Annotated in this window: 10 protein-coding genes; 3 read left to right on the forward strand and 7 right to left on the reverse strand. The window is 65.3% G+C overall.

Features of this window, described 5'->3' with window-relative positions; genetic code table 11:
* Positions 1-7 precede the first annotated feature (7 nt).
* The 7 genes from A7D17_RS04470 to A7D17_RS04500 all read right to left on the reverse strand — a co-directional run bounded on the left by A7D17_RS04470 (position 8) and on the right by A7D17_RS04500 (position 12194).
* Positions 8-1561: a PepSY-associated TM helix domain-containing protein gene (locus A7D17_RS04470; RefSeq protein ID WP_064508003.1), complete on the reverse strand. Its 1554-nt coding sequence runs from the start codon at positions 1559-1561 to the stop codon at positions 8-10.
* Positions 1558-1830, reverse strand: coding sequence for a hypothetical protein (locus A7D17_RS04475; protein WP_064508004.1), 273 nt, complete (start codon positions 1828-1830; stop codon positions 1558-1560). The genes A7D17_RS04470 and A7D17_RS04475 overlap by 4 nt, the downstream gene beginning before the upstream one ends.
* Entirely contained in the window at positions 1820-2113 is a 294-nt protein-coding gene (locus tag A7D17_RS04480) for a hypothetical protein (RefSeq protein ID WP_064508005.1), read from the reverse strand. The genes A7D17_RS04475 and A7D17_RS04480 overlap by 11 nt, the downstream gene beginning before the upstream one ends.
* Before the next feature lie 512 nt (positions 2114-2625).
* Positions 2626-4800: a 1,4-alpha-glucan branching protein GlgB gene (gene glgB, locus A7D17_RS04485; protein ID WP_193395311.1), complete on the reverse strand. Its 2175-nt coding sequence runs from the start codon at positions 4798-4800 to the stop codon at positions 2626-2628.
* Positions 4801-4820: 20 nt separating this feature from the next.
* Positions 4821-8171 carry a maltose alpha-D-glucosyltransferase gene (gene treS, locus A7D17_RS04490; RefSeq protein ID WP_064508007.1) on the reverse strand — a complete coding sequence of 1117 codons (3351 nt, stop codon included), beginning with the start codon at positions 8169-8171 and terminating at the stop codon, positions 4821-4823.
* Complete coding sequence (locus tag A7D17_RS04495) at positions 8168-11284, reverse strand: maltotransferase domain-containing protein (RefSeq protein ID WP_064508008.1); 3117 nt, start codon at positions 11282-11284, stop codon at positions 8168-8170. The genes treS and A7D17_RS04495 overlap by 4 nt, the downstream gene beginning before the upstream one ends.
* 379 nt (positions 11285-11663) lie before the next feature.
* Positions 11664-12194, reverse strand: coding sequence for a hypothetical protein (locus tag A7D17_RS04500; protein WP_161946524.1), 531 nt, complete (start codon positions 12192-12194; stop codon positions 11664-11666).
* A gap of 453 nt (positions 12195-12647) precedes the next feature.
* Here A7D17_RS04500 and A7D17_RS04505 point away from each other — a divergent pair, with 453 nt between their 5' ends.
* From A7D17_RS04505 to A7D17_RS23920, 3 genes are read left to right on the forward strand one after another with little or no spacing between them, the layout of a single operon-like run.
* Entirely contained in the window at positions 12648-14390 is a 1743-nt protein-coding gene (locus tag A7D17_RS04505; RefSeq protein WP_064508010.1) for a ShlB/FhaC/HecB family hemolysin secretion/activation protein, read from the forward strand.
* Between the two features lie 22 nt (positions 14391-14412).
* A complete protein-coding gene (locus tag A7D17_RS04510) occupies positions 14413-25848 on the forward strand; it encodes a hemagglutinin repeat-containing protein (protein WP_082861733.1) in 11436 nt (3811 codons plus the stop codon).
* Positions 25845-26132 (forward strand): MafI family immunity protein, encoded by a 288-nt coding sequence (locus A7D17_RS23920; protein ID WP_204377350.1) that lies wholly within the window; start codon positions 25845-25847, stop codon positions 26130-26132. Before A7D17_RS04510 ends, A7D17_RS23920 begins: the two co-directional genes overlap by 4 nt.
* Positions 26133-26169: the final 37 nt, after the last annotated feature.

Genomic DNA, 26169 nt, shown 5'->3' on the forward strand with positions numbered 1-26169 from the left:
ATGCCCCCTATCGTCTCCGGGAACTTTGCCACGCCCATACGCTATTGGGATCGCCATGAATGCTGCGGCGCCATGCCGCACGTGCCATCCGCCAGTAGACACCGGCCGCTACAAGCGCGATCAGATCGACGCTCAGCAGGAGCGGATCGGTCCACGGCATGACCACACCCTGCGGCGAACGCAGACCCGCGATCGGAATGAGCGCCGTCAACACGGCGCAGGCCAGCAGCACCTCATACGCGCCACGCGCGGTCGGGCGCAGCAAGGCCCACAGCACGGCGGCGCCGAATACAGCGTAATAGACAAGGCGCTCCTGTCCCGTCGGCAACAACCGCGCCGCGATGAACAACGCGGAGATGCCGGCCACGCTGCCCAGGCAGACACCGACCGTGAGCCGCGCCATCGCATGTGTGCGGCGTGGCTGCGCGGGTTGGCGTCGCTTGCGCCGGGTTTCGATCCACAGCAGGTTGCCGCTGTAGAACAGGAAGGCACCGCCCAGGCCAAGCAGGAAGTACAGCCACTGCACCGCCACATGCCCGAAGTTGCCGAAATGCAGCGCCTGCAGGCCGCGCAGTGCAGCGGTGCCGGGCGACATCGTGGCCGGCTGCAGCACGCGCAGCACCTGGCCTGTGGTGGCATCCAGCGCCACCCCGCCCAGGCTGTTGAGCCGGCGCTGATCGTGATGGCCATAGACCTCCACCCGCGCATTGGCATCGCCGGCGTCGTGGTAGGCCAGGCTCTCCGGCACAAACCCCGGGCTGGCCGCGCGCGCGGTGTCCAGCAGTGTTGCGATGGGCAGTACCGGTGCGGCACGCCTGGCTGGCGCGACATGTGGCGCCAGTTCGAAATCCGGCTCCAGGATCTGCATCAGCTTGCCGTCGAAGACCAGGAACTGGAACGGCGCCAGCAGCAGCACACCCAGGCACAGCACCGCGCCGGACCAGGCGAAGATCACATGGGATGGCAACGACAGCATGCCCACCAGATTGTGCGCGTCCTGCCACAGCCGCTTGACGTTGGCGCCGATGCGCAGCGCGAACAGGTCCTTGAACAACACCGGCGCATACAGCACCACGCCGCTGACCAGCGCCAGCCCGTACAGCACGCTCACCACGCCAAACAGATAGGTGCCGAACACGCGCGGCAGGCCGGCGGTGAAATGCAGGTCGTAGAGGAAATCGGCGAAGCCGGTGCGTTGCGGCAGTTCCAGCAAGCCGCCGTCGGGGCCAAGTTGGTACTGGCGCATGCCGCCACTGGCTTCGGCCTGCGGGCCGTACCAGTACAGCCGCGCCAGCGGCCCATGCTCGCCCGGCAGCAGCACCAGGAACGAATCGGCCACCTGTGGATGCGCAGCGATGACGCGATCGAGCAAGGATTGCGCCGCGGCCACCGGTTCGGCCGGCGATGACGACAAAGAGCGCGGCGCCACTTGCCAGCTGCTCAACTCGTGGGTGAACACGGTGAGGGCACCGGCATAGAAGGCGATGAACAGGGCCATGCCGGCCAACAGCCCCATCCAGCTGTGCACGGACAGGAACGCGCGCAAGGTGACGGCCTTCATGCGGGCAGCTCCGTCCAGCCCAGCGCCTTGATGAGCGCCAGTGCGAGGTAGCACAGCAGGGTCAGCCCACCCAGCCACCACCAGGCGCGCGCCGCGCTGCGGAACACGAACGGCCAGGCCATCGCGCCGATCCAGACCGGGAACATCAGCAGCAGCCACGCCAGCGTGTAGGACTGGCGCGGCCCCGGCAGCAGCAGCGCACACAATCCCACCAGCGCTACGGCCAACGGCAAGCCCAGCACCACCGATGCCAACCATCTAGCCCACATGCCGCACCTGCCTGCGCTGCACGCGCGCCTGATGCCAGAGATCCACACACGGCAGCACGATGGCTGCCAGCATCACTGCAGTCATCGCTGCGAAGATGCCGGCCCAGATGCCCAGCGCAGCGCTGCTGCAGGCCAGCGACAGCGCAAACAGCGCAACGCCGCCCGCTCGCAGCGGCCGCACCCAACGCGGAGTGCGCTGCCACAGGCGCTGATGCAGGGTGGACAGATAGAACAACGTTGCCGCCGCGGCGGCCGCCAGCAGGTACACACAGGTCAGCAGCATTGGGAGGCACCGGTGCGTGCGATTGCAGGCATGCATGTGCTGCATGCAGCGAGACAGCCATGCGCGTGCACGCGCTGGCATGGGTGCACAGGCCGCTGCACGCCGGCGTTCGGGGCCAGCCAACTGCGATGTCTAGGCCACACTTCGGGCGCTGCGCATGAGGCAGGCCCGGTTTCGCTTACACACTTCACCACACGCACGCGCAGCGCTCCCGCAAGGACGGTCGACGGAAGGCATGGCGGCGGCTGTGCCTTGCCGCCCTCCCCGGGCGGCATGAGGCGCGAATCTAGCAGGTGTCCCACCGCCGGGCCAAGCGCCCGGCGGTGGGACACCGTTTCGCCCAGGAGCAACTCATCAGGCAAGCGCAGCGACCAAACCGACTGCGCCGCTGCCAGGCGGGCACGGCCGGTAGCCGGGCTCGGCAGGGTTCACTCAAACCCTGCGCGCCCTGCGCGCCCTGCGTACAAGCCTGCCAATTGCGCGCTCCGCTCGGTGAGGTGCTCCGCGTGGCATCAGCCCTGCGGGGTCAGCACGATGGCGCCCAGCGGCGGCAGCAGCAACGGCAACGATTGCGCGTGCCCGTGCATGGATTGCTGCTCGGCCGTCACGCGGCCGCCGTTGCCCAGGTTGCTGCCGCCGTAGAGGCCGGCGTCGCTGTTGAACACTTCGCGCCACTGGCCGCCCTGCGGCACACCGATGCGGTAGCCGTGCTGCACCACGGGGGTGAAGTTGATCACCACCAGCACCGGCGCATCGCCGCGTTTTCCCTTGCGCAGGAAGGCGACCACGCTGTTGGCGGCATCGTCGCCCACCAGCCAGGAGAAACCGGACGGATCATCGTCTTGCGTGTGCAGCGCGGGGTATTCGACGTACAGACGGTTCAGGTCGCGTACCAGCGTCTGCACGCCACGGTGGCGCGCTTCATCGAGCAAGTGCCACGGCAGGCCCGCGTCGTGGTTCCACTCGGTGGGTTGGCCGAATTCGCAGCCCATGAACAGCAACTTGCGCCCCGGGTGGGTGAACATGAAGCCCAGGTAGGCACGCAGGTTGGCGAACCGCTGCCAGTCGTCACCGGGCATGCGGCCCAGCAGCGAGCCCTTGCCGTGCACCACTTCGTCATGCGAGATCGGCAGCACGAAACGCTCCGAATACGCGTAGACCATGCTGAAGGTCAGCTCGCCATGATGGTAGCGGCGATAGATCGGGTCCAGCCCGGCGTAATGCAGGGTGTCGTGCATCCAGCCCATGTTCCACTTGTAGTGGAAGCCCAGGCCGCCATGCGCCACGTCGGCGGTCACCCCGGGAAATGCCGTGGATTCCTCGGCAATCATCACCGCGCCCGGGGTGTGCTCGCGCACCACCGAATTGAGCCGGCGCAGGAACGCAATGGTTTCGTAGTTTTCGCGCCCGCCGTGGATGTTGGGTACCCATTCACCTGCGTTGCGGCTGTAGTCGCGATACAGCATCGAGGCCACCGCATCCACGCGCAGGCCGTCCACGTGGTAGCGCTGCAGGAACTCCAGCGCGCTGGCGATCAGAAACCCGGACACCTCGCGGCGGCCGTGGTTGTAGATCAGCGTATTCCAGTCGCGATGGAAGCCCTCGCGCGGGTCGGCGTGTTCGTACAGCGCGGTGCCATCGAAGTGCGCCAGGCCGTGCGCGTCGGTAGGAAAGTGCGCCGGCACCCAATCCACCAGCACGCCGATGCCCTCGCGGTGGCAGCGGTCGACAAAGCGGGCAAAGCCGTCCGGCGAGCCGAAGCGCGCGGTGGGCGCGAACAGGCCCAGCGGCTGGTAGCCCCACGAGCCGCCGAATGGATGCTCGGTGACCGGCATCAGTTCCACATGGGTAAAGCCCATGTCGGCCACATACGGGATCAACCGGTCGGCCAGGCCGTCCCAGTCCAGGTCCACGCCTTCTTCGCGCAGCCAGGAACCAGCATGGATCTCGTAGATGCTCATCGGTGCGTCGTGCGCCTGGCGGCGCGCGCGCGTGGCCATCCAACCGTCGTCGCTCCACTGGAACGGCGTGGGGTCGGCCACGATCGAGGCGGTACCCGGCGCCAGTTCCGCGCGCCGCGCCACCGGGTCGGCCTTGGCCGGCAACTCGTGGCCATGCGGGCCACGCAGCTGGTATTTGTAATGTGCTCCGGGGCCGACATCGGGCACGAACAGCTCCCATACGCCGGACTGGTGGCGCAGCCGCATCGGGTGGCGTCGCGCATCCCAGCTGTTGAAGTCGCCCACCACGGCCACGCGCGAGGCGTTGGGCGCCCACACCGCAAAGCGTGTGCCACGCACGCCGTCCACCTCCACCACGTTGGCACCCAAGGCATCGGCCAGCTGCAGGTGGTGGCCTTCGCTGATCAGGTGCAGGTCGAAGTCGCTGAGCTGCGGCCCGAACGCATACGGGTCGGCGGTGTCCTGCTCGCCGCCGGGCCAGCCGATCCGCAGGCGGTAGCCGCCCTGCGCCGGGAGGTCGCCGGCAAACAGGCCCGGCTCCGGGCCGGCCTCCAGCGCGATTGCCTGGCCGTCGTCCAGCACCGCGCTGACGCGCTCGGCGCCGGGCAGATAGGTGCGCAACACGCGCCCGCTGTCGCTCGGATGCGCACCCAGCACGGCGAACGCATCGCCGTGGCGGGCGTCGGCCAGGGCGCGGATGACGCCGGGATCCCATCGATTACTCACTGCTGTCATTACTCCACTCATCATGTGTCTCCTGCACCGGCGCGTGCGCGTTGCAGGATGCGTCGCAACCCTTCGATCGGCACCATCAACCAGCCGGGGCGGTTGGCGGCTTCATAGCGCACTTCGTAGCAGGCCTTCTCCACCAGGAACAGCAAGGTGGCGGCATTGAACGCCGCCGGCGCGATCCACGGATGGGCGCTGGCGTCGAGCACGGCATGGTAAGCGTCCAGGAAGGCCTGTGTGGAGCGGCGGCGGAATTGCACCAGGAATTCGTCCAGATGCGTGTCCACGCCCACCCCGGCGCGCGCGGCCGTGCCCTCCTCGCCACGCGCCGACACTTCGCTGGCGTAATCAAGCGAGCGCAGGAAGCCGGCCACATCGCGCAATGGGCTGGCCTTGGCACGCCGCTCGGCCAGTGGCTTGGCCGGCTCGCCTTCGAAGTCGATCAGCACCACGTCGTCGAAGGCCACCAGGATCTGGCCCAGGTGAAAGTCGCCATGCACGCGGGTCAGCAGCGAATCGGCCAGCACGCTCGGCGCCTGGGAAAGCAGCGCGTCCAACTGGGGACGTTGCGCCAGAATGGCGTCCAGCGCTTCGCGTTCGGCCGGCTCCTCGCTGGCAGCCAGGCGGGCGTTGACGGTCTCCCACATCTCTTCCACCTGCCGCGCCACGCCTGCCACCACATCGTTGGCGGTGGGCAGGTCGATGCGCTGCGGGGCGAAGTCGGCATCGTCGGTGGCGCGCGATAGCGCCTCATGCAACTCGGCCAGGCGCTTGCCCACCACCGCGGCGAACGCGTCATACCCGGCAATGGCTTCAGCGCGGGCCTCATCGGTCTGCGCGGTGGCGTATTCGTCGAAGCTGCGCGCCAGATGATCCAGCGTCCAGCGCCAGGCATCGCCCTGGTTGCGGATGAAGCCCTGCAACAGCGCGATGGTGGTGACGGTGCCCTGGCCATCGATGCGGCTCACGCTGCCCAGCAAGGGCGCAGCGTTGGCATAGCCCATTTCTGTGAGCCGGCGGCCGATCTCGATCTCCGGGTTGGCACCGGTGGCCACATGCCGCAGCAGCTTGAACACCGCCTTGTCGGCGACCACCAGCGAGCTGTTGCTCTGTTCGGCCGACAGCCAGCGGATGTCCGGGTCGTCCGGGATCTCCAGGCTGGCCAGCGCCGGCGTCGCTTCGAATCGCACCTGGCCTTGCTGCGAAGGATCGTCGCCATCGCAGAAGTCCAGCGTCGCATTGGTGCGCAAGGCATCGATCACCCCGCGCACCATCGGCTTGAGCGCAAACGCATCGGTGAGATAGCCCACCTCGCGGCCCTGGCGCACGCGCGCCAATGCCAGCTGCTCGGCCAGCGTGCTGGGATGCTCGCGCTCCCACACGATGCCCACCGGCAGCATGTAGCACTCGTGGTGGCCGTCTTCCAGCTCCACGTCCAGTTCCAGCAGGCTCATCGGCTCATCGCCCGGCAGCGGCGTGCGGCGCGAAATGCGCACGTGCGTGAGTGCCTGGTCCTTGGCCGAGAACCAACGCCGCGCCGACAACCAGGCCGGCAGGATCTCGCTTTCCAGCGTGGCCAGATGCGGCAGCAAGGCGTTGCTTTCGTCGGTATCGCTGCGCAACACCAGCGTGCGGTAATCCGGCAGCGGCACCGGGCTGGGCACGTGCCAATCCGGCAAGGTGCCTTCGCTGACCAGCTGAAAGGCATAGAAGCCAAACGGCGGCACGGTGAGCAAATAGGTCAGCCGGCCGACCGGCGGGAAGCTGCCGCCGCCGATGATGTCCACCGGCACGCGGCCTTCGAACTCGGACAGATCCAGCTCCACCGCCTGCAGCGTATGCGACAGGTTGGCCACGCACAGCACCGTCTCGTCCTGGTAGCAGCGCAGGTAGGCCAGCATGCGGCGGTTGCCCGGGTACAGGAAACGCAGCGTGCCGCGGCCGAAAGCCTGGTAGCGCTTGCGCACGCTGAGCACGCGGCGGGTCCAGGTGAGCAACGAATGCTGGTCGCGGATCTGCGCTTCCACATTCACCGCCTGGAAGCCGTATAGCGGGTCCATCACCGGCGGCAGCACCAGCTGCGCCGGGTCGGCGCGCGAGAAGCCGCCATTGCGATCGATCGACCACTGCATCGGCGTGCGCACGCCATCGCGGTCGCCCAGATGGATGTTGTCACCCATGCCGATCTCATCGCCGTAATACAGCACCGGCGTGCCGGGCATGGTCAGCAACAGGGAGGTCATCAGCTCGATGCGGCGGCGGTCGCGCTCCAGCAGCGGCGCCAACCGGCGCCGGATGCCGAGATTGATGCGTGCGCGGCGGTCGGCGGCATAGGTCTGCCACAGATAATCGCGTTCCGAGTCGGTGACCATCTCCAGCGTCAACTCGTCGTGGTTGCGCAGGAAGATCGCCCACTGGCAGCTCTCCGGAATCTCCGGGGTCTGGCGCATGATGTCGGTGATCGGGAAGCGGTCTTCGCGCGCGATCGCCATGTACATGCGCGGCATCAGCGGGAAGTGGAACGCCATATGGCATTCGTCGGCGTTCTGGCCGAAGTATTGCTGCGTATCTTCCGGCCACATGTTGGCTTCGGCCAGCAGCATGCGGTCCGGGTATTCGGCATCTAGCGTGGCGCGGATCTTGCGCAAAATCGCGTGCGTTTCCGGCAGGTTCTCGTTGGAGGTGCCGGAGCGCTCGATCAGGTACGGCACCGCGTCCAGGCGCAGGCCATCCACACCGCGGTCCAGCCAGAAGCGCATCACCTCCAGCACCGCCTCCAGCACGGCCGGGTTGTCGAAATTCAGGTCCGGCTGATGCGAATAGAACCGATGCCAGAAGTATTGGCCGGCCACCGGATCCCAGGTCCAGTTGGATTTTTCGGTATCGCAGAAGATGATGCGTGTGCCTTCGTATTCCTGGTCGGTGTCCGACCACACGTAGAAATCGCGCTCCGGCGAGCCGGCCGGCGCGTTGCGGGCGCGCTGGAACCAGGGGTGCTGGTCGGAGGTGTGATTGATCACCAGCTCGGTCACGATGCGAATACCGCGGGCATGCGCCTGCGCCACCAGCTGCTCGAAATCTTCGATGCTGCCGTAGTCCGGATGCACCGCCATGTATTCGGCGATGTCGTAGCCGTCATCGCGGCGCGGGCTGGGGTAGAACGGCAGCAGCCAGATGGTGTCCACGCCGAGCTCGGCAATGTAGTCCAGCTTGGAGATCAATCCCGGAAAGTCGCCGATGCCATCATCGTTGGAGTCGAAGAACGACTTGACGTGCACCTGGTAGATGATGGCGTCCTTGTACCACAGCTGGTCGGCGACCACCGCCGACTGTTCTGCGTCGGCCTGTAAAGCGGGAACTGCATTCATGCGACCTCTCCTGCGCGGATGCGCCATAACGCGAACGGCCGCGTCGCCTCTAACCGGATGTGCTGGTGTTTGCCATGCCACGCGAAGCGATGGCCGTCCCACAGGTCTTCCACTGCCACGCTGGCGTGGTCGGGCAGGCCCAACTCCCATAGCGGGATTTCGATATCCGCGTCCTGCCCCGCGTGCGGATCCAGATTGATTGCCACCAGCACCATCGTGCGGCTACGTGACAGGTACCCGGCACCCAGGAACTTGCCGAAGTACAGCACCTGCTCGTTATGTGCCTGGTAGAAGCGTGTGCCCAGATGCGACTGCAGCTCAGGATGCATGCGGCGCAGCTGGTTGAAGCGGGTGATCTCCTCGACGATATCGCCGGGCGCACGCTCGGGCCAGGCGCGCAGCTGGAATTTTTCCGAATCCAGATACTCTTCCTTGCCCGGTGCCAGGGGCGTGGCCTCGCACAGTTCGAAACCCTGGTACATGCCCCACAGCCCCGACAAGGTGGTCGCCAGCGCCGCCCGGATCAGATGCCCGTTGCGCCCGCTGGTCTGCAGGAAAAACGGGTTGATGTCCGGCGTATTGACGAAAAAGTGCGGGCGGAAGCATTCGCTCGGCACGCCTTCGTTCAACTCCTGCACATACTCTTGCAACTCGTGCTTGTGGTTGCGCCAGGTGAAATAGGTGTACGACTGCGAGAAGCCGCATTTGGCCAGGCGATACATCATCTTCGGCCGGGTAAAGGCCTCCGACAGGAACACCACATCTGGGCGACGCCCACGCACATCGGCAATCAACCACTCCCAGAACGGGAACGGTTTGGTGTGCGGGTTGTCCACGCGAAACAGGGTGACGCCCTCGTTGACCCAGAACAGCACCGCATCGCGCAGCGTGTTCCACAACTCCGGCACCGCACCGCTGGCATAGAAATCGACGTTGACGATGTCCTGGTATTTCTTCGGCGGATTTTCCGCATACGGGATGGAGCCGTCCGCACGCCAGGTGAACCAGTCCTTGTGCTCCTTCAGCCATGGATGGTCGGGTGCGCACTGGATCGCAAAATCCAGCGCCACTTCCAGACCCTGCGCACGCGCGGCCTGGATCAGGCGACGAAAACCGTCCAGCCCACCGAGTTCGGCATGCACCTCGGTGTGGCCGCCATCGGTGGCACCGATCGCATACGGGCTGCCCGGTTCGCCATCGACGGCGGTGACCGCGTTGTTGCGGCCCTTGCGGTTCTTCGCGCCGATCGGGTGGATCGGCGGCATGTACAGCACATCGAAGTGCATGGCGCGGATGTGCGGCAGCCGCTGGATGACGTCATCAAACGTGCCATGCCGGTTGACATCGCCGCTCTGCGAGCGCGGAAACAATTCGTACCAGCTGGCGAAATGCGCCGCACGGCGCTCCGATTCCACCCGGAAGGTGACCGGATACTCGGAGCGGAACGGCTTGTCGTCGGCCAGCGCCATTGCCTGCGCGGTCTCCGGCTCCAGCACGATGGCCAGCTGCTGCAACGGCTCGCTCTGCGCGCCGATGCGGGTGAGGATGTCCTGCAGCTGCGCTGCCAGGCCGCCTTCGCTGCGCGCATGCGCCGCCCTGACCACCGCAATGGCTTCCTGCACGTCCACCGGCAGCACCGTATCGGCAGCGCGCTTCTTCTCCAGATCCGCATGCAGCGTGGCGAAGACATCGCGCCAGCCTTCCACACGGAATTCGTAGGTGCCGATGCGCTCCAGCGGGAACTCCGCGCGCCAGCGGTCGTTGCCCAGTGCGCGCATCGGTGCGCTGGCCCAGCGCTTGGCATCGGCGGCACGCCACAGGACTGCCACCGCAATGCGGTCATGCCCGTCGCAGAAGGCATCGGCTTCCACACAGATACGGTCGCCGACCGTGCGCTTGACCGGGAAGCGGCCGTTATCCACCGACGGCGTGACCGACTCGATGCAGACCCGCGGCCAAGCGGCGGCAGTTTGCGCACGCGGACGCATGCGCGGCACCGCCAGCACATGCCGTGCCGGCACGCTGCGATACACCCGCACCTCGCCCGGCTCCAGCGCGTCCAGCGTGGTGCCGGACAGGGTGCGCCCATCTTCGGCTACCAACGCTTCGGCATCGCCCAGCAGCCGCAACAGGTCGAAGGCCGACACCGGCACCACATGCCGCGTATCGCCATTGATCAATAACAAGGAGGGCAGGCCGTCCAGAGGCTCCACCGCCACCGCGGTCAGCCCGGTCGCCTCGCGCAGCAGCGGACGCAGCCGCAGGCCGACATTGCTGCCCGGCAGCCGGTCGCCGCTGCGCAGGGACTGCGGCAAGGCGTGAAGCTGCGTCTCGTCCAGCAGCCAGGCACCACCCAACGCCTGGGCCAGCTGCCAGTGCTGCTCCGGCGCTGCGGCACGCTTGCCGTCGGGCGCATCCAGCACCGCCACGACCTGCGCTGCCAGTGCGCGCAATGCCATGTCTTCTTCAAAGAACCAACTGCCGCGCCCATCCCACCAGGCCAGCGAAGAGAACGCCGCGTCGAAGCCGGCGCCGGACAGCTGCTGCAAGGCCTCCAGCCCCAGACCCGGCGTCCACGCGGCGAACACCACCTCCGGCGCCTGCGCGTGCACCCGCGCAATCAACTCGCGCCAGCGCTGTGCCGGCACCTGCTGCGGCTGCAACAAGCGGAAACCACCCACGCCCTGCCCGGCCCACTCCAGCAGCCGGGCGCTCCACCATTCCACCAGGGCCGCACCCTCCTGCGCATAGCTGAAGCGTGCCTCGGCCACCTCGGGCGTCGCCCGTGGCTGGCGCGGGTCCGGCACCGCGGTACTCCGCGCCCGGAACCACTGCGGGTTGTCGCGCACCACGGTGCTGGCACCGCCAACCTCGTCCAGCCGCACATCGATCAATAGCGTCACGCCGGCCTGCTGCGCGGCCTGCACGGCCTGGCGCAGACGCCCGGCGTGCGCGTCGTCTCCGCCGGTAGGCTCCATCAACCGGCCTTCCGCATCGCGCGCGAACGGCGCTGCCATTACCACGTAGTCGCAGCCGGCATCGTGCGCAGCCGCGCAGCGTTGCTCCAGCCCGCTGGACGCCACAGTTGCGTCATTGAGAACACAGATCCGCATGGCGCCCCCTAGCCGGCAACGGCGCGCGAACGCGCCGTGATGAAAGACCCCATGCGCTGTACGCAGCGCTGTAATGTCGTTGGCGCAGCCTTACGGCGCACCAGTCCAACCCTTGCCCGGATCGCCCCCGCCCCGCGCGACACCGGGACGATCCTGCCTACCGTGACTGCACTCATGCGCAACTCCGCAACGATTCTTGACCCATGCAGTCAAACACCCCCGTTGCGAATTTCATGTGTCGGTGGAATTGACGAAAACCCAACAAGCCACTGCGTTGCTGTGATGGCACGCGCTATCCCGACACGTTGCCCAGCGGCTAACGAGCGCCACCTTGGCCGAGGACGTAGAGTTCTACCAAGGTGCGATGCCCCCTAACGCCTCACACTGTCAGCATGCAATGACTGCAGTGCACCGCACGCTGCTGCTCACTCCGCATCGGAATGAGCACCAAGCGATCGATACAGGGCACGCGCGATGGCGATCTGAATGGTAGCGACGCGATGATCTCGATCGGAAACATTGCAATGAAACCGGCTCCCTCCTCGGCAGCGGCCTTCGCAGTTGGCAGCAGCCAGGACAGGTACAAACCGATAAGGGGCACACGCCTGGCACGCGCCTTCGAATCCGTCGTGCCTGGTTGTAATGCCAGCAACAGCAGGTACGCCACGCTAGGTATGCCCAGGGCCGCCGAAACGATCCATACGGCTTGGTGGCCTGCAACGCACAATCCTTTCAAGCCCCAGAAGACCACCATGAACATCGGTGCTGCGCCATGCCCGCCGACGATCAACGCAATCACGTAGCCGCCCAGCACGACGGGGATCGCGCCGATCGTCTCTTTCAGCGTGGCTATCGCAACTCGCAAGTCAAGCCGGTGACACTGTAAAGCCAGCCCGGCCTGTCCAGGCACGGAGCGTGGGGGGCACGCCACCCGCGGACAGGCGCGAACACGCAGATACCTGTTGCAGTCATCAGCGCTGCGCCAGCACGCGATCAGCAGTCCGCGGATGCTGGTGGCGGAGCGATTTGCGCAGATCAGCTCGCGTTGCGTTGGGCTGCAGGGAAGGCAATCGATAAACCAAGGTACGGGTTATTCGAAGAAATGCACAAGGGAATTTCAATAAATAAAACGAACCAATTCAATAAAATTTGTTCAGAGAATATGGATATATTAAATATTTAATTGATTGTCAGTCATTTTTCCGGGACTCCAGTCCAGACGTTTCCACAAGCTCGTATCACCCCTCGCAATAGCAGGTCAGGATTTTTCCTACAGGCAAGCTCTGCCGTGTGCATTAAAATATCGTTAGGGGCGGCGCAGGCGCGTCGATCGAAGTGCATCACGTAGGGCGGTCATTCGGACATGGATTCAGGCAGAAGAGGACAGGTGCGCATGCGCGCCTCGTGGTGCATTGCGTGTCTTGCGGCCTTGGCGGCCCAGGTCTCTGCACAGCAAATCGTCGATCCCGCTGCGCAGGAATTGTTGCGGCAGCAAGAACGTGAGCGCGCGCTGCGCGAACAACAGGAGGCGCGGCCGGATGTGCGTCTGGAGCGCGCACCTGCAGACGGCGTTGCGCGCCTGCCAGCCAATGAGTCACCCTGCTTCAGGATCAAGCGCATCGTGCTCGATGGCCCGGCCGCAGAGAGATTTCGCTGGGCCGTGAAGGCCGCCGATCCCGCTCAGGACCCGGCAACTGGTCGTTGCCTGGGTACCGACGGCATCAACCTGGTGATGAAGCGGATGCAGAACGCGGTGATCGCGCGTGGCTATGTGACCACACGCGTGCTGGCCGCCCCACAGGATCTCACCAGCGGCACGTTGACCCTGTCCCTGGTTCCCGGCCGTGTGAACGCTGCCCGCTTTAGCGAACCCGCTTCCGCGCATGCAGCCATCGCCAATGCCGTGCCCGCACGCAGTGGTGACCTGCTCAATCTGCGGGACATCGAACAAGGCCTGGAGAATTTGCAGCGCGTGCCCACCGTCACCGCCGATATCCAGATTGCACCGGCACAAGGCCAGGGCGCGGGCCCCGGCGATAGCGACCTGGTCGTTGCCTGGCAGCAACGCACGCGCGTTCGCGTCAATCTGAGCCTGGACGACGCAGGCAGCGAGGCCACCGGCAGACTCCAGGCCAACGGCACGCTGTCGCTCGACAATCCCCTCGGCCTCAACGAGTTGTTCTACGTCAGCCTGGGCAAGGGGGTGTTCAACGGTGCCGGCAAGGACACCGACAGCTGGACCGTACACTACGACATTCCCTACGGCTACTGGCTTTTCGGCGCGACTGCCAGTTCCTACGACTATAGCCAGGCAGTCGCCGGCGCGATCGAGACCTACGATTACAGCGGGCGCAGTCGCAATGCCGAAGCGCGCATCGATCGCCTGCTGTTTCGCAATGCCACGCTCAAGCTCGGGGCATATGGGCGTGGCTGGTGGCGGCAGTCCACCAGCGCCATCGACGACACCGAGATCCAGGTGCAACGGCGGCGCACCGCCGGCTGGGAGTTGGGCCTGAACCACCGCCAGTTCCTCGGCAAGGTCACCCTGGATGCGAGCGTCGCCTATCGGCGCGGTACCGGTGCGTTCGATGCATTGCGCGCGCCGGAAGAACTCGCCAACGCCTTCGATCCGTCGATTCCGCTCGAAGGCACCTCGCGCATGAAACTCATCGTTGCCGATGCCCAGCTGGCGGTGCCGTTCCAGCTTGGTGGGCAACGTCTGCGCTACAGCGCCTCCTGGCGCGCGCAGTGGAACCGCACCCCACTGGCGCCGCAGGACCGCTTTGCGATCGGTGGGCGCTTTACCGTGCGCGGGTTCGATGGCGAGTTGACGCTCAGCGGCGACCGTGGCTGGTCGCTGCGCAATGACCTCAGCCTGGCGCTCGGCGGCGGGCTCGAAACGTATCTGGGCGCCGATTACGGGCACATCGGCGGGCAGTCCGCGCGCTTTCAGAGCGGCGACCATCTGGCCGGCATGAGCCTGGGCCTGCGCGGAGGATGGCAACACCTCTCCCTGGACGGGTTTGTCGGCTCAGCGCTGGAAAAACCCGCGAATTTCCCGACCGACTACACCACCTTCGGCTTCAGCCTGTCCTGGCGCTACTGAATATTCCACAAGGATTAGTGACATGAATCGCGTCTATCGTCTGGTCTTCAACCGCGCCCTGCGCGTGTGGCAAGTGGCATCCGAAGTGGTACGTGCCCCCGGTGGCAGCGCCGGCGGCGCCACTGCGCGCGCGCACAGGCTCACCATGGAGCCGCTGCAGTTTGCGCTGTGGTGCGCCCTTGGCCTGGTGAGTGTGGTCGACGTCGCTCAGGCGCAGTCGGCTGGCCGTATCGTGGCCGATCCGGCTGCGCCAGGCGGCGAACGCCCGACGGTATTGACCGCCCCCAATGGCGTGCCGATGGTCAACATCACCACGCCGTCGGCAGCGGGCGTCTCGCGTAACCGCTACTCGCAGTTCGACGTCGGCCGCGAAGGCGCCATCCTCAACAATGCGCGTGGACAGACCCAGACCCAACTGGGCGGCTGGGTACAGGGCAACCCGTGGTTGGCCACCGGCAGCGCCAGGGTGATTCTCAATGAGGTCAACGGGCCGGCGAGCCGGCTCAACGGGTACGTGGAAGTCGCCGGACCCCGCGCAGAAGTGATCATTGCCAATCCGTCCGGCATCCAGATCGACGGCGGCGGGTTCCTCAACGCCAGCCGGGTGACGCTGACCACCGGCACGCCCATCCTCTCCGGCGGGGCGCTGGAAGGCTACCGCGTGACCGGCGGCGCCATCCAGGTGGGCGGCGCTGGCCTGGATACCAGCGGCGCGGATTACACCGACCTGATCACCCGCTCGCTGCAGGTCAATGCCGGCATCTGGGCCAATCAGTTGCAGGCCAGCCTGGGCAACAATGTGGTCAGCGCCGATCAAGTGCGTGTCGCGCCGCAGGCCGCCACCGGTCAGGCGCCAACCTTCGCATTGGACGTCGGCGCGCTGGGCGGCATGTTTGCCAACAAGATCTGGCTGGTGGGCAATGAGCAAGGCGTCGGTGTGCGCAATGCCGGCAACATCGGCGCGCAGGCCGGCGAACTGGTCGTCACGGTAGACGGCCGGCTGGAAAACACCGGTGCATTGCAATCGCGGCAAGACACCCGCATCACCGCCACTGGCGGTATCGCCAATGCAGGCACGTTGAGCGCCACGCGCGAATTGCGCGTCGCTACAACGGCCGACCTGGACAACAGCGGCGGCGTACTCAATGCGCAACGGCTGCAGATCGATGCAGCGGCATTGCGCAACCAGAACGGCACGATCGAGCAGACCGGCGTGCAGGCACTGGCATTGAATGCCGGTAGTGTGCGTAACCGTGCCGATGGCAGCATCGGCGCAATCGCCGCGGTCGCGCCAAGCGACGGCGCAACGCCCGGCACCGGTGGCGGCAACGGCGGCAACGGCGGCAACGGCGGCAACGGCAATCAGAACACCGGCGGCACCGATGGTGGAAATGGCGGCACGACGCCTCCGGTCAGCGGGCCGGCGCCCGGCATCGCGCCGCTCGCCGCAGGCGCGCTGACTGTCTCGGGTCTGATGGACAACGATGGTGGCCGCATCAATGGCGGTGGCTCGGTGTCGCTGTCTGCCGCAAATGGGCTGGACAACAGTGGCGGGCGGTTGGGCGTGTCCGCACTCAGCGCGCGCGGCGATCTGAGCAACCGCGCCGGCACGCTCGCCGTCTATGGGGATGCGGATCTGCAGCTTGGCGCGCTGGTCAATGACCAGGGCCGCCTCACGGTGGCCAATACGCTGGGCCTGGATGCACAGTCGCTGAGCAACCGCGGCGGTGAGCTGCGTCATGCCGGTAGTGGTGCGGCAGCCTGGCAGGTGCGCGGGCTGCTGGATAACCAGGGCGGCGTGATCTCCAGCAATGCCGCAGCGCTGCAACTCAGCGCGCAGGCAGTGGTCAATGCGCAGGGCCGCATCGAACATGCCGGAACGCAAGGTCTGACGTTGTCGGCGCAGGACTGGTCCGGTGCCGGCGGCAGCATCGCCACACCGGGCGCGCTCACCTGGCGCGCAGGCGCGGTGGACCATCGCAATGCCACGGTGAGCACCACACAGCTCGACTTGCAGGCGACCAGCGTCGATAACCGCGGCGGCGCGCTGCTCTCGACCGGCAACCAGCGGGCGACCTTGCAGGTGCGCGACCGGCTGGACAACGGCGATGACGGCACAATCGCCAGCAATGGCGATCTAGGCATTCGCGCTGGCACGCTAGGCAATGCGGGCGGCCAGATTCAGCAGGCCGGCAATGGCATGCTGGCCATCGATACCACTGCACTGGAGGGTCGCGCAGGGCGCCTGATCAGCAATGGTGCGCTGGCAATCGATGGCGGGCGCATCGATCTTGCGCAGGGCGTCACGTCCGCCCAGCAGATCGGCATCGATGCGGACGCACTCAGTACTGCGGGCGGCCGTGTGACATCGCTGGGCGACCAGGCGCTACGCCTGACCGTGCGCGACACCCTGGACAACCGCGATGGCAATCTTGCCAGCAATGCAGGCATCGACATCGCTGCAGGTGCTGTCGAAAACCAGCGTGGCGCGCTCCTGGCGGCAGGCAGCGAAGCCGTCACGCTGGTCGTGGGTGGCGCATTGGACAACAGCGCCGGAACCATTTCCGGCAATGGCGCGGTGCAGCTGCAAGCCGGCAGCGTGATCAATCGCGGCGGCACGGTCGTTGCCGCCAATGGCGCTGCATTGCAGGTCAATGCAAGCAACCTGCTGGACAACAGCCAGGGCGGCCGCCTCGCCGCCAGCGGCAACCTCACCGCACATGCGGCCACGCTGGATAACCGTGCCGGCGCCATCGAACATGCCGGTACCGGCACCTTGAACGTTGACGCCGATACGCTCCAGGGCGCAGGCGGCAAGTTGCTCAGCCTGGGAACGCTGCAGCTGGACGGCGGTGACATCGATCTGGGTACCGGCAGCAGCACCCAGGCCGAGCGCATCGTTGTCGATGCCGACAACCTCGGCACCGCAGGCGGGCAGCTGAGTGCGACCGGCACCGATGCGTTGCGCGTGACCCTCACCGGTGCGCTCAACAACGATGGCGGCACCATCGCCGGCAATGGCGCATTCGCCGTGCAGGCCGCGTCCCTGTCCAACCGCGGCGGAACCCTGGTCGCCGCGGGCAGCGCCGGTGGCCGTGTGGACATCAACGGGCAACTGGACAATGCAAACGGCCGCATTGCCAGCAACGGCAGCACCTTGCACCTGGGTGCAGACCGGCTGATCAATCAGGACGGAACGCTCAGCCACTCGGGCAGCGGTGGACTGGAGATCGCCGTCACACGCCTGGACGGCAGCAAGGGCACCATCGTGACCGGCGGCGCGCTGTCGGTGGCAGCAACCACGATCGATCACCGTGACGCGGCCATCGGCGCAGACAGCGTGCAGCTGCAGGCACAAACGCTGGACAACCGCGGCGGACGCATCGTCGCCAGTGGCAGCACTGCGAGCGCCCTCCACGCCACTGTACTGAACAATGCCGGCGGCACCGTTGCAGGCAATGGCGACCTGTCGCTGACCAGCGATCTGCTGGACAACACGCAAGGCACGATCCAGCACGCAGGCACCGGCCAACTGCAGATCGATGCACAGACACTCGCCGGCAACGCGGGCAAGCTGATCAGTAACGGCACCTTGCACGTCACCGGCCAGAGCACCGATCTGCGCAATGCCACCACTGCTGCACGCACCATTGCGGTGGATACTGGCAACCTCACCACCGCAGGCGGCCAACTGTCGGCGAGCGGCGACCAGCAGCTGCGGCTGAGCGTTGGCAACACGCTGGACAACACCGGCGGCACGATCGGCGGCAACGGTGTGCTGGCGCTTGGCGCACAGACGCTCATCAATACGCAGGGGACACTGCAGGCGGCAGGTACGGGGCAGTCCACGCTGAACATCGACCAGGCCGTGCACAACCAGCGGGGCAAGATCCTGCTGGCTGGTGACGGGCACGTCGCCGCTGCAAGCATCGATAACCAAGCCGGTACCGTGCACGCGGCAGGCGGCCTGTTGCAGGTGGACGTCGATGGTCTGCTCGACAATCGCACGCAGGGCGTGCTGTCCAGCGCAGGGGCGCTCGCCGTGGATGCCGCCACCCTCGACAACACGGCCGGCAACGTCATCGCCGGCACCGACCTCACGCTCGTCACCGCCAACGCCATCGGCAACAACGGCGGAGCCATCCAGGCGACCAACGCACTGCACCTGGAATCGGCCGGTCTTTCCAACCGCGCCGGCAACATCATTGGCGGCAGCGCGCTGGTCGACACGCGGGCGCAACTGCTGGACAACGCCGGTGGCACCATCGGCAGCCAGATCGGCATGCTGGATATCCGCAGCGGCGCGCTCAACAACGCCGGCGGGCGACTGCAGTCGCAGGCAGCCTTGTTGCTGCAGACCAATGGCCAAACGATTACCAACACCGGCTCTGGCAGCAATGGCGGCATTCTCGCCAGCGGCCGCCTGCAGGTGGATGGCGGTGCATTGGATAACCGCGGCGGTGCGGTGTTTGCGCAAGGCGATGCACGCCTGACGGTCGCCAACGTCGATAACAGCGCCGCCGGCGCCTTGAGCGGCGCAGGCAATTTCGCGCTCAACGGCACCACCATGAATAACGTTGGCGGCCGACTGCAGGCGGGGCAGAACGTCGACCTGACCTTGAGCGGTGCGCTCGACAACCAATCGGGTCTGGTCGCTGCAGGCGGCGCGCTGACCTTGAATGCGTCGACCGTGGATAACCGCAACACACGCAGCGGGGCCACACTGGGTCTGCAGGCCGGACAGTTGCAGCTGCAGGCGCAATCGCTGGACAACCGCCAAGGGCAAGTCATCACCGACGCAGCAGGCAACCTGCAACTGACGTCATCGCTCAACAATGCAGGCGGCCAGGTTTCTTCTGGCGGCAGCCTGGACATGCGGGCCGATGCAGTCGCCAACAGCGCAGGCCTGCTGCGGTCCGACGGCAACCAGAGCGTGACCGCACGCAACCTCGGCGGCGATGGCCAGGTGCAGTCGCAGAGCAATCTCACCCTCACCTTGCGCGAGGGCCTGACCAACACCGGCGAGATGATCGCCAACGGCACCCTGGCCATCCACACCGAGGGCGACCTTTCCAACCAGGGCATCCTGCGTGCCGGCAACCTGGACCTGACCGCGCGCAATGTAGACAACGCCGTCAACGGGCAGATCACCAGCCAGGGCATCACCCACATCGCCACCGGCGGCCAGCTGGTCAACCGCGGCCTGATCGACGGCGCGGTCACCCATCTGCAGGCGGCAACGCTGGACAACGTCGGTACCGGACGCGTGTATGGCGATCACGTCGCGATCGCCGCAGGCGCCTTGCAGAACCGAGCCGAGACCATTGCCGGCGTCACCCGGGTGGCCACCGTGGCCGCACGCGAGCGCCTGGACCTGGGTGTCGGTCAACTGACCAATACCGATCGCAGCCTGATCTACAGCGATGGCGATGCCGCCATTGGCGGTGGACTGGATGGCAATCGACTGGCCACCGGCGTCGCACGCCAGATCGACAACCTGGGCTCGGTCATCGACGTGGCCGGCGATCTCGATCTGCAAGCGACCACCATCAACAATATCCGCCAGAACGTAGTGGTCACTCAAACCACCACCACCCTGGCTCCGGTGCGCCTGGATCAGCCGACCTGGCGCAACAACGGTGAAAACGATACTTCCAATATCCGCTCCACCAGCAACTACGCCGCCTCCGAGGTGTACTACCTCAATCCCCAGGACATCCTGGAGGACACTCCCTACATCACCCCGGATGGCTACCAGGTGCGGCGCGCGGTCATCCGCGTCACGCCACAGACCAGCGCCTATTTCTTCGCACGCGGCGGCATGTATCAAGCCACGGGCGAGCGATCACGCCTGAATTCGCAATCGGGCACGCTGACCATCTACTACACCGGCCGCCAGGACAACCAGGTCAACCCGGATCAGGTCGCCTCCGGTGCGGACGACCCTTTCCGCGAGCTGTCGCAGATCCAGCCCGGCTCCCCCGCGTTCCGTTACGCAAGCGACACGTTGAGTTACTCCAATGCGTACGGCACCTGCACCACCGACTGCGTGCAGCTATGGGCGCAGTTCGCCTATACAGATCCCGATCACATCCTGATGAATCCACAGGGCACCGGTGGCGGCAGGCTCAACGACAACGAGCGCTATCGCATGGCGACCCGCACCGTGGTCGAAGATGTCCTGCAGCCGGGTGCCGGACCAGAGGCGGTCATCCAGGCCGGCGGTGCGATGCGCATCGGCACCGATGCGTTGCGCAACGAGTACGCACGTATTGCCGCTCGCGGCGATCTGGCAATCACCGGGCTGACGCGTACAGCCAGTATCACCAATCTCGCCTACACCCTGTTCCGCACGCATAGCTTCAACAACGTCACTACCGCCTACAACGGCACCACCCGGAGCTGGAGCAATCCATCCATCTCCGAGCAGATCGGCCAGATCGGGAGCCAGCTCACCAGCGGCGGCACGCTGAGCATCGATGTCGGCGATGTGAGCAACCTCAACCAGGGGCGCGACGCACCAAACGTGCGCGATGGCGCTGCGGTTGCCAACCTCGACATCCGCGGGTCGCAAACAGCGCCCACCGGCACCGGCATGGGCGGCATCGCCGGCCCGGGTGGCGTGGCGACCAACGCCGCCGACCGTGCGCTGGCTGCGGCAACGCAGACCGCAGGACAGAGCGGTGCCGACAGCGTCGGTGGCGTCGGGAGCAGCGGGCCGGTGACGGGCGCACGGGTGGTCGATGCCGCCGGCGGATCGCCGGACCGCATCGCCATGGGCACGCCCGACACGCGCGCGCCCACCGGCAGCCTGTTCACGCTGCGGCCCGCCAGCGGCAGCTATCTGGTCGAAACCGACCCGCAGTTCGCCGACTACCGCAGCTGGCTTGGCTCGGACTATCTGCTCAATCAGATGGGCTATTCCGCCGATGCGCTGCAAAAGCGCCTGGGCGATGGCTTTTACGAGCAAAAACTGGTGCGCGAGCAGATCGGCCAGCTCACCGGCCGGCGTTTTCTAGAGGGCTACAAGAGCGACGAAGCGCAGTACCAGGCATTGCTGGATGCCGGCGCCACCGTCGGCAAGGCCTGGAACCTGCGCCCGGGCGTGGCGCTGACCGAGGCGCAAATGGCCCAGCTCACCAGCGACATCGTCTGGCTGGTGGAGCAGACCGTCACCCTGCCCGACGGCACCACCACCACCGCGCTGGTGCCGCAGGTCTATCTGCGTCTGCGTCCCGGCGATCTTGACGCTGGCGGCGCACTGTTGGCCGGCGCCAATGTCGATGTCACCCTTGCCGGTGGCCTGAAGAACACCGGCACCATCGCCGGCCGCCAGCTGGTGTCCATCGACGCCGGCCGCATCGAACACCTGGGCGGCAGCATCAGCGGCAACCAGGTGGGGCTGCGCTCGGCCAGCGACATCCGCATCGAAGGCGCCAGCGTCACCGCCGTCGACGCGCTGAGCGTGCAGGCCGTCGGCGACATCACCGTTGCCTCCACCGTGGAAACACTCAGCGGCGGCGGCTACCACCAGTACAGCACCACCCAGCTCGAACGTGTGGCCGGCCTGTATGTCACCGGCACCAACGGCAACGGCGTGTTGTCGGTGGTGGCTGGCAGGGACGTCAACCTGCAGGCCGCGCAGATTCGCAACGCCGGCACCGACGGCGTCACCCAGCTGGTGGCAGGCAACAACCTCAACCTCAGTACGCAAACGCTCTCCAACAGCACCGACACCACCGCCAACGACCGCAACTTCCAGCGCAGCAGCGAGACCACCCACCTCGGCACCACCGTGCAGGGCGCGGGCAGCGTGGTGCTGGCAGCCGGCAACGACCTCACTCTGACTGCCGCGCAGGTCGGCGCAGGCAAAACCCTGGCCCTGCAAGCCGGGCGCGACATCAACAGCCAGGCTGCAGTGGACAGCAGCTCGCACGACCGCAGCACGGTCACCAAGAGCAACTCGCTGGCCACTGCGACCTACGACGAAACCGTGCGCGGTACCCAACTCGGTGCCGGCGGCGATATCGTGATGCAAGCCGGCCGCGACCTCACCCTCGCCTCCACCGCAGCGGCCAGCCAGAGCGGCGGCATCGCACTTGCGGCCGGCAACGACATCAAGCTGCTGGCCACGCAGGAGCAGCATGATGCGGTGGTAGATAAGGAGGTTCGCAAGAAGGAAGCGCTGTCCGGCAAGACCGTCACCACGCACGACGAAACGCACGACAGCCTGGCAATCACCAGCTCGCTCAGCGGCGAGCAGATCTCTGTCGCGGCAGGCAACGATCTGCTCTCGCAAGGCACGCAGATCGTCGGCACCGGCGATGTGGTGCTCGCGGCCGGCAACAACCTGACCCTTGAGACGGCGCAGAGTACGCATAGCGAAGCGCACGACAAGAAGACGGTCAAAACCGGCCTGTTCGGTAGCGGCGGCATCGGCTTCACCATCGGCAAGCAGACGGTCAAGACCGAGGCCGACATCGCCGATGTGAGCCACACCGGCACCACGGTCGGCAGCCTGGAGGGCAACGTCACCATGGTCGCCGGCAACAAACTGGCGATCACCGGCAGCGATGTGATGGCGCTGCAGGGCGACATCACAGCCAAGGCCAAGGACATCGCGATCACCGAAGTCCATGACACCTCGAGCAGCGAACAGCGTACCGAGTTCAAGCAAGGCGGCTTGTCGGTGACATTGAGCGCGGCCGCGCTCAATCTGGCCCAGGCAGCAATGAGCAGTGCCGACGCCGGCAAGAAGGCCGAGGGCGACTCGCGCATGCAGGCTTTGGCCGGTGCGTCTGCGGCCTACAGCGCCTATGGCGCTGGTCAGGCCGCCAGCAGTGTCATGAATGCCGACACCGCCAAGGGCGCGGCCCAGGCGGCCAATGTCAGCATCTCGGTCACCGTGGGCGGCAGCCAGAGCGAGAGCGAGACCAAGCAGCGTAGCGCTACCGCCAAGGGCTCCACCCTGCAGGCCGGTGGCAACGTCAACCTGATCGCCACCGGTGGCGGCGAAGACAGCAACATCCTGGTGCGCGGCAGCGACATCAAGGCCGGCAACAACCTGCTGTTGGCTGCGGACAACAACATCACGTTGGAAGCGACCCAGGACACCTTCGAACAACACAGCACCAGCAAGAGCAAGAGTGCAGCGATCGGCGTGGCGGTGACCTATGGTGCGGACGGCTTTGCTGCCGGCATCACCGCCAGCGCCAGCGGCTCGCGCGGCAAGGCGGACGGCGAAGACGTTACCCAGCGCAACAGCCACCTGTCGGCAGGCAAGACCGCCACCATCATCAGCGGCAACGACACCACCCTGAAGGGCGCGGTACTCTCGGCCGATACGGTGCTGGCCGACATCGGCGGCGACCTCAACATCGAGAGCCTGCAGGACACCAGTACCTACGCCAGCAAGGACAAGGCGGTGGGCGGCAGCGTGACCTTCGGGGTGGGCTTCAGTGCCAGCGCCAGCTACAGCAGCAACAAGGTCAACGGCGACTTCGCCAGCGTCACCGAGCAAAGCGGCATCCAGGCCGGCGATGGCGGCTTCGATATCCGCGTGGGCGGCAACACCGACCTCAAGGGCGGCGTGATCGCCAGCACCCAGGCGGCCGTGGATGCCGGTACCAATCGTCTGCAAACCGGCACGCTGACGGTGAGCGACATCACCAACACCAGCAGCTATGAGGCCAAGGGCATCAGCCTCTCCGGCGGCTACGCCGCCGGCGGTAGCAAGGACGGCGCCAAGACCGAGACCCAGACGCCCCCGACGACCAATCAAGGCAGCAACTGGTCCTGGCAAAACCAGGGCAGCGGTGCGCAAGGCGCAAGCGCCGGCTACTCCAGCAAGAGCGGCAGCGACACCTCGCTGACCACCAGCGGCATCAGCGGCGGCACGTTGGTCATCACCGACCAGGCCGGCCAACAGGCCAAGACCGGCCAGAGCGTCAGCGATGTGCTGGCTGCACTAAACCGCGATGTGCTCACTGGCGACAACGCCAATGGCCTGGTCAAGGGCTGGGATGGGCAGAAATTGCAGCAGCAGGTCAGTGCCGGGGCCGAGATCACGGCGACGTTTGGGCAGCAGGCGAGTAAGGCAGTGGGGGACTATGCCTCAACGAAAGCCACGCAATTGCGCTTGCAGGGCAAAGAGGATGAGGCCGCCAAGTGGGACGAAGGCGGTGAATACCGTGTGGCTGCCCATACGGCGATGGGGCTGCTAGGCGGTGGAGTCCAGGGAGCTTTGGGCTCAGGCGCGGCAGCCTACGCGGCTCCGCGCATTGATGAACTTACAAAAAATTTGCCCGAAGGCGTGAAGCAGGCGGTCGGTGCCGGACTAGCGGCTGGCATAGGAGCGGCAGTCGGTGGCTCGGCAGGTGCGGCAACGGCATTCAATGAAGACGCTAATAATCGGCAATTGCATCAGGTAGAAGCAAAAGCCCTGGAGCGACTGAAAGAAGGAAAATCTGAGGAAGAGCAGTACCGACTCACAGCAGCTGCTTGCGCATATGTCCGTTGCGCAGATGGGGTACCAACCGACAATCCGCAGTACGCAGCATTGAAGCAGCTCCAAACAAACGGGCTTGGTTACCAATCCGAGCTAAGCACAATCAAAAACACAGGTGCGTTCGAGGAATATGGATTTCTTGCGTCCGCTACTGATTTGCGCACCTCACACGAAGAGGCAGTCAATAGAACTAAAGGGGCCGTAGGTGCAGTCGGTGGAGCTCTAGGCACGGTAGGCGGCTATCAAGTGGCTGCTGGGGCAGCGTTGCTCTGCCCCGAAACAGGAATATCATGTCTCGGAGTTCCGCTTGGGATTGGACTGGCCACGCTGTCCTATGGACAGGTGCAAGACGGCGTGAAAGAGTTGACCAGTCCCTATACGTCAACGCAAGGCCTTCAAGTGCTTGCATCGTTCAATCCACAGCGACCTGACGGCTGGAACCCTCTCGCGCAAGATGCTGTTGACCTGGGGATGCTTGGTTTACAGACTCTAATTTTCAAGGGCGGAGAAAAGATCATTGCAGGCGGCTCTAAGACCGCCTTAACGGAATCGCCTCGACCAGGGGAAGCCACCCGAGCAACAAATGATGCCCCTAATTATGTAGATATACTCTCACCTGAAGCCAGGAAGCACATATTATATGGAGATGGCCCTGGGAGCGGGGGGCACATGTGGCCTGGACAACCGGGGAAAAGCGTATTCCCTCAGTCCTGGGAAGCCGATAAGATCGTTCATGAAGTTGGCGATATCGCCACATCTCCCACGACAACATGGTACGCACAAACTGGAACTGGAGGAATTTATACGCGTCGCGGTGATCCCGCAAAGTGGGTGGCGTTTGAGACACGCGACGGGGTCCGTATTCGTGTTGTTTTTCAGCCTGCGACCGGTACAGTAATCACAGCCTTTCCCGATAGCGCCCCCATTCCTCCGCTAACACCAATTAAATGAGCATTTATATGACAACCATTAAAATCATCTCCCTTATACAGAAGTTCTCAGATAGACTTAATAAAATCCTGATTGAAGGGGTTTTGGATTACGTTAATAACGGCGAAGCAAAACTTGCGTTCGAAATATTGTGCGACCATCTTTCGGAATATGAAATAAATATTAGCTCAAGCGAATATAATGAAGCGGCCGAGCTAGCTTTACAATTGGGATTTGAAATGAAAAATCCGCCATTTAAATACTTAGAACAACTTAAGAATGATGGAGTTACGGACTTAACATGACCTCCCTTTAGCCAATATATTTGTTGACTTTAGGATT

The organism is Xanthomonas floridensis (genome assembly GCF_001642575.1).
GTDB lineage: Bacteria > Pseudomonadota > Gammaproteobacteria > Xanthomonadales > Xanthomonadaceae > Xanthomonas > Xanthomonas floridensis.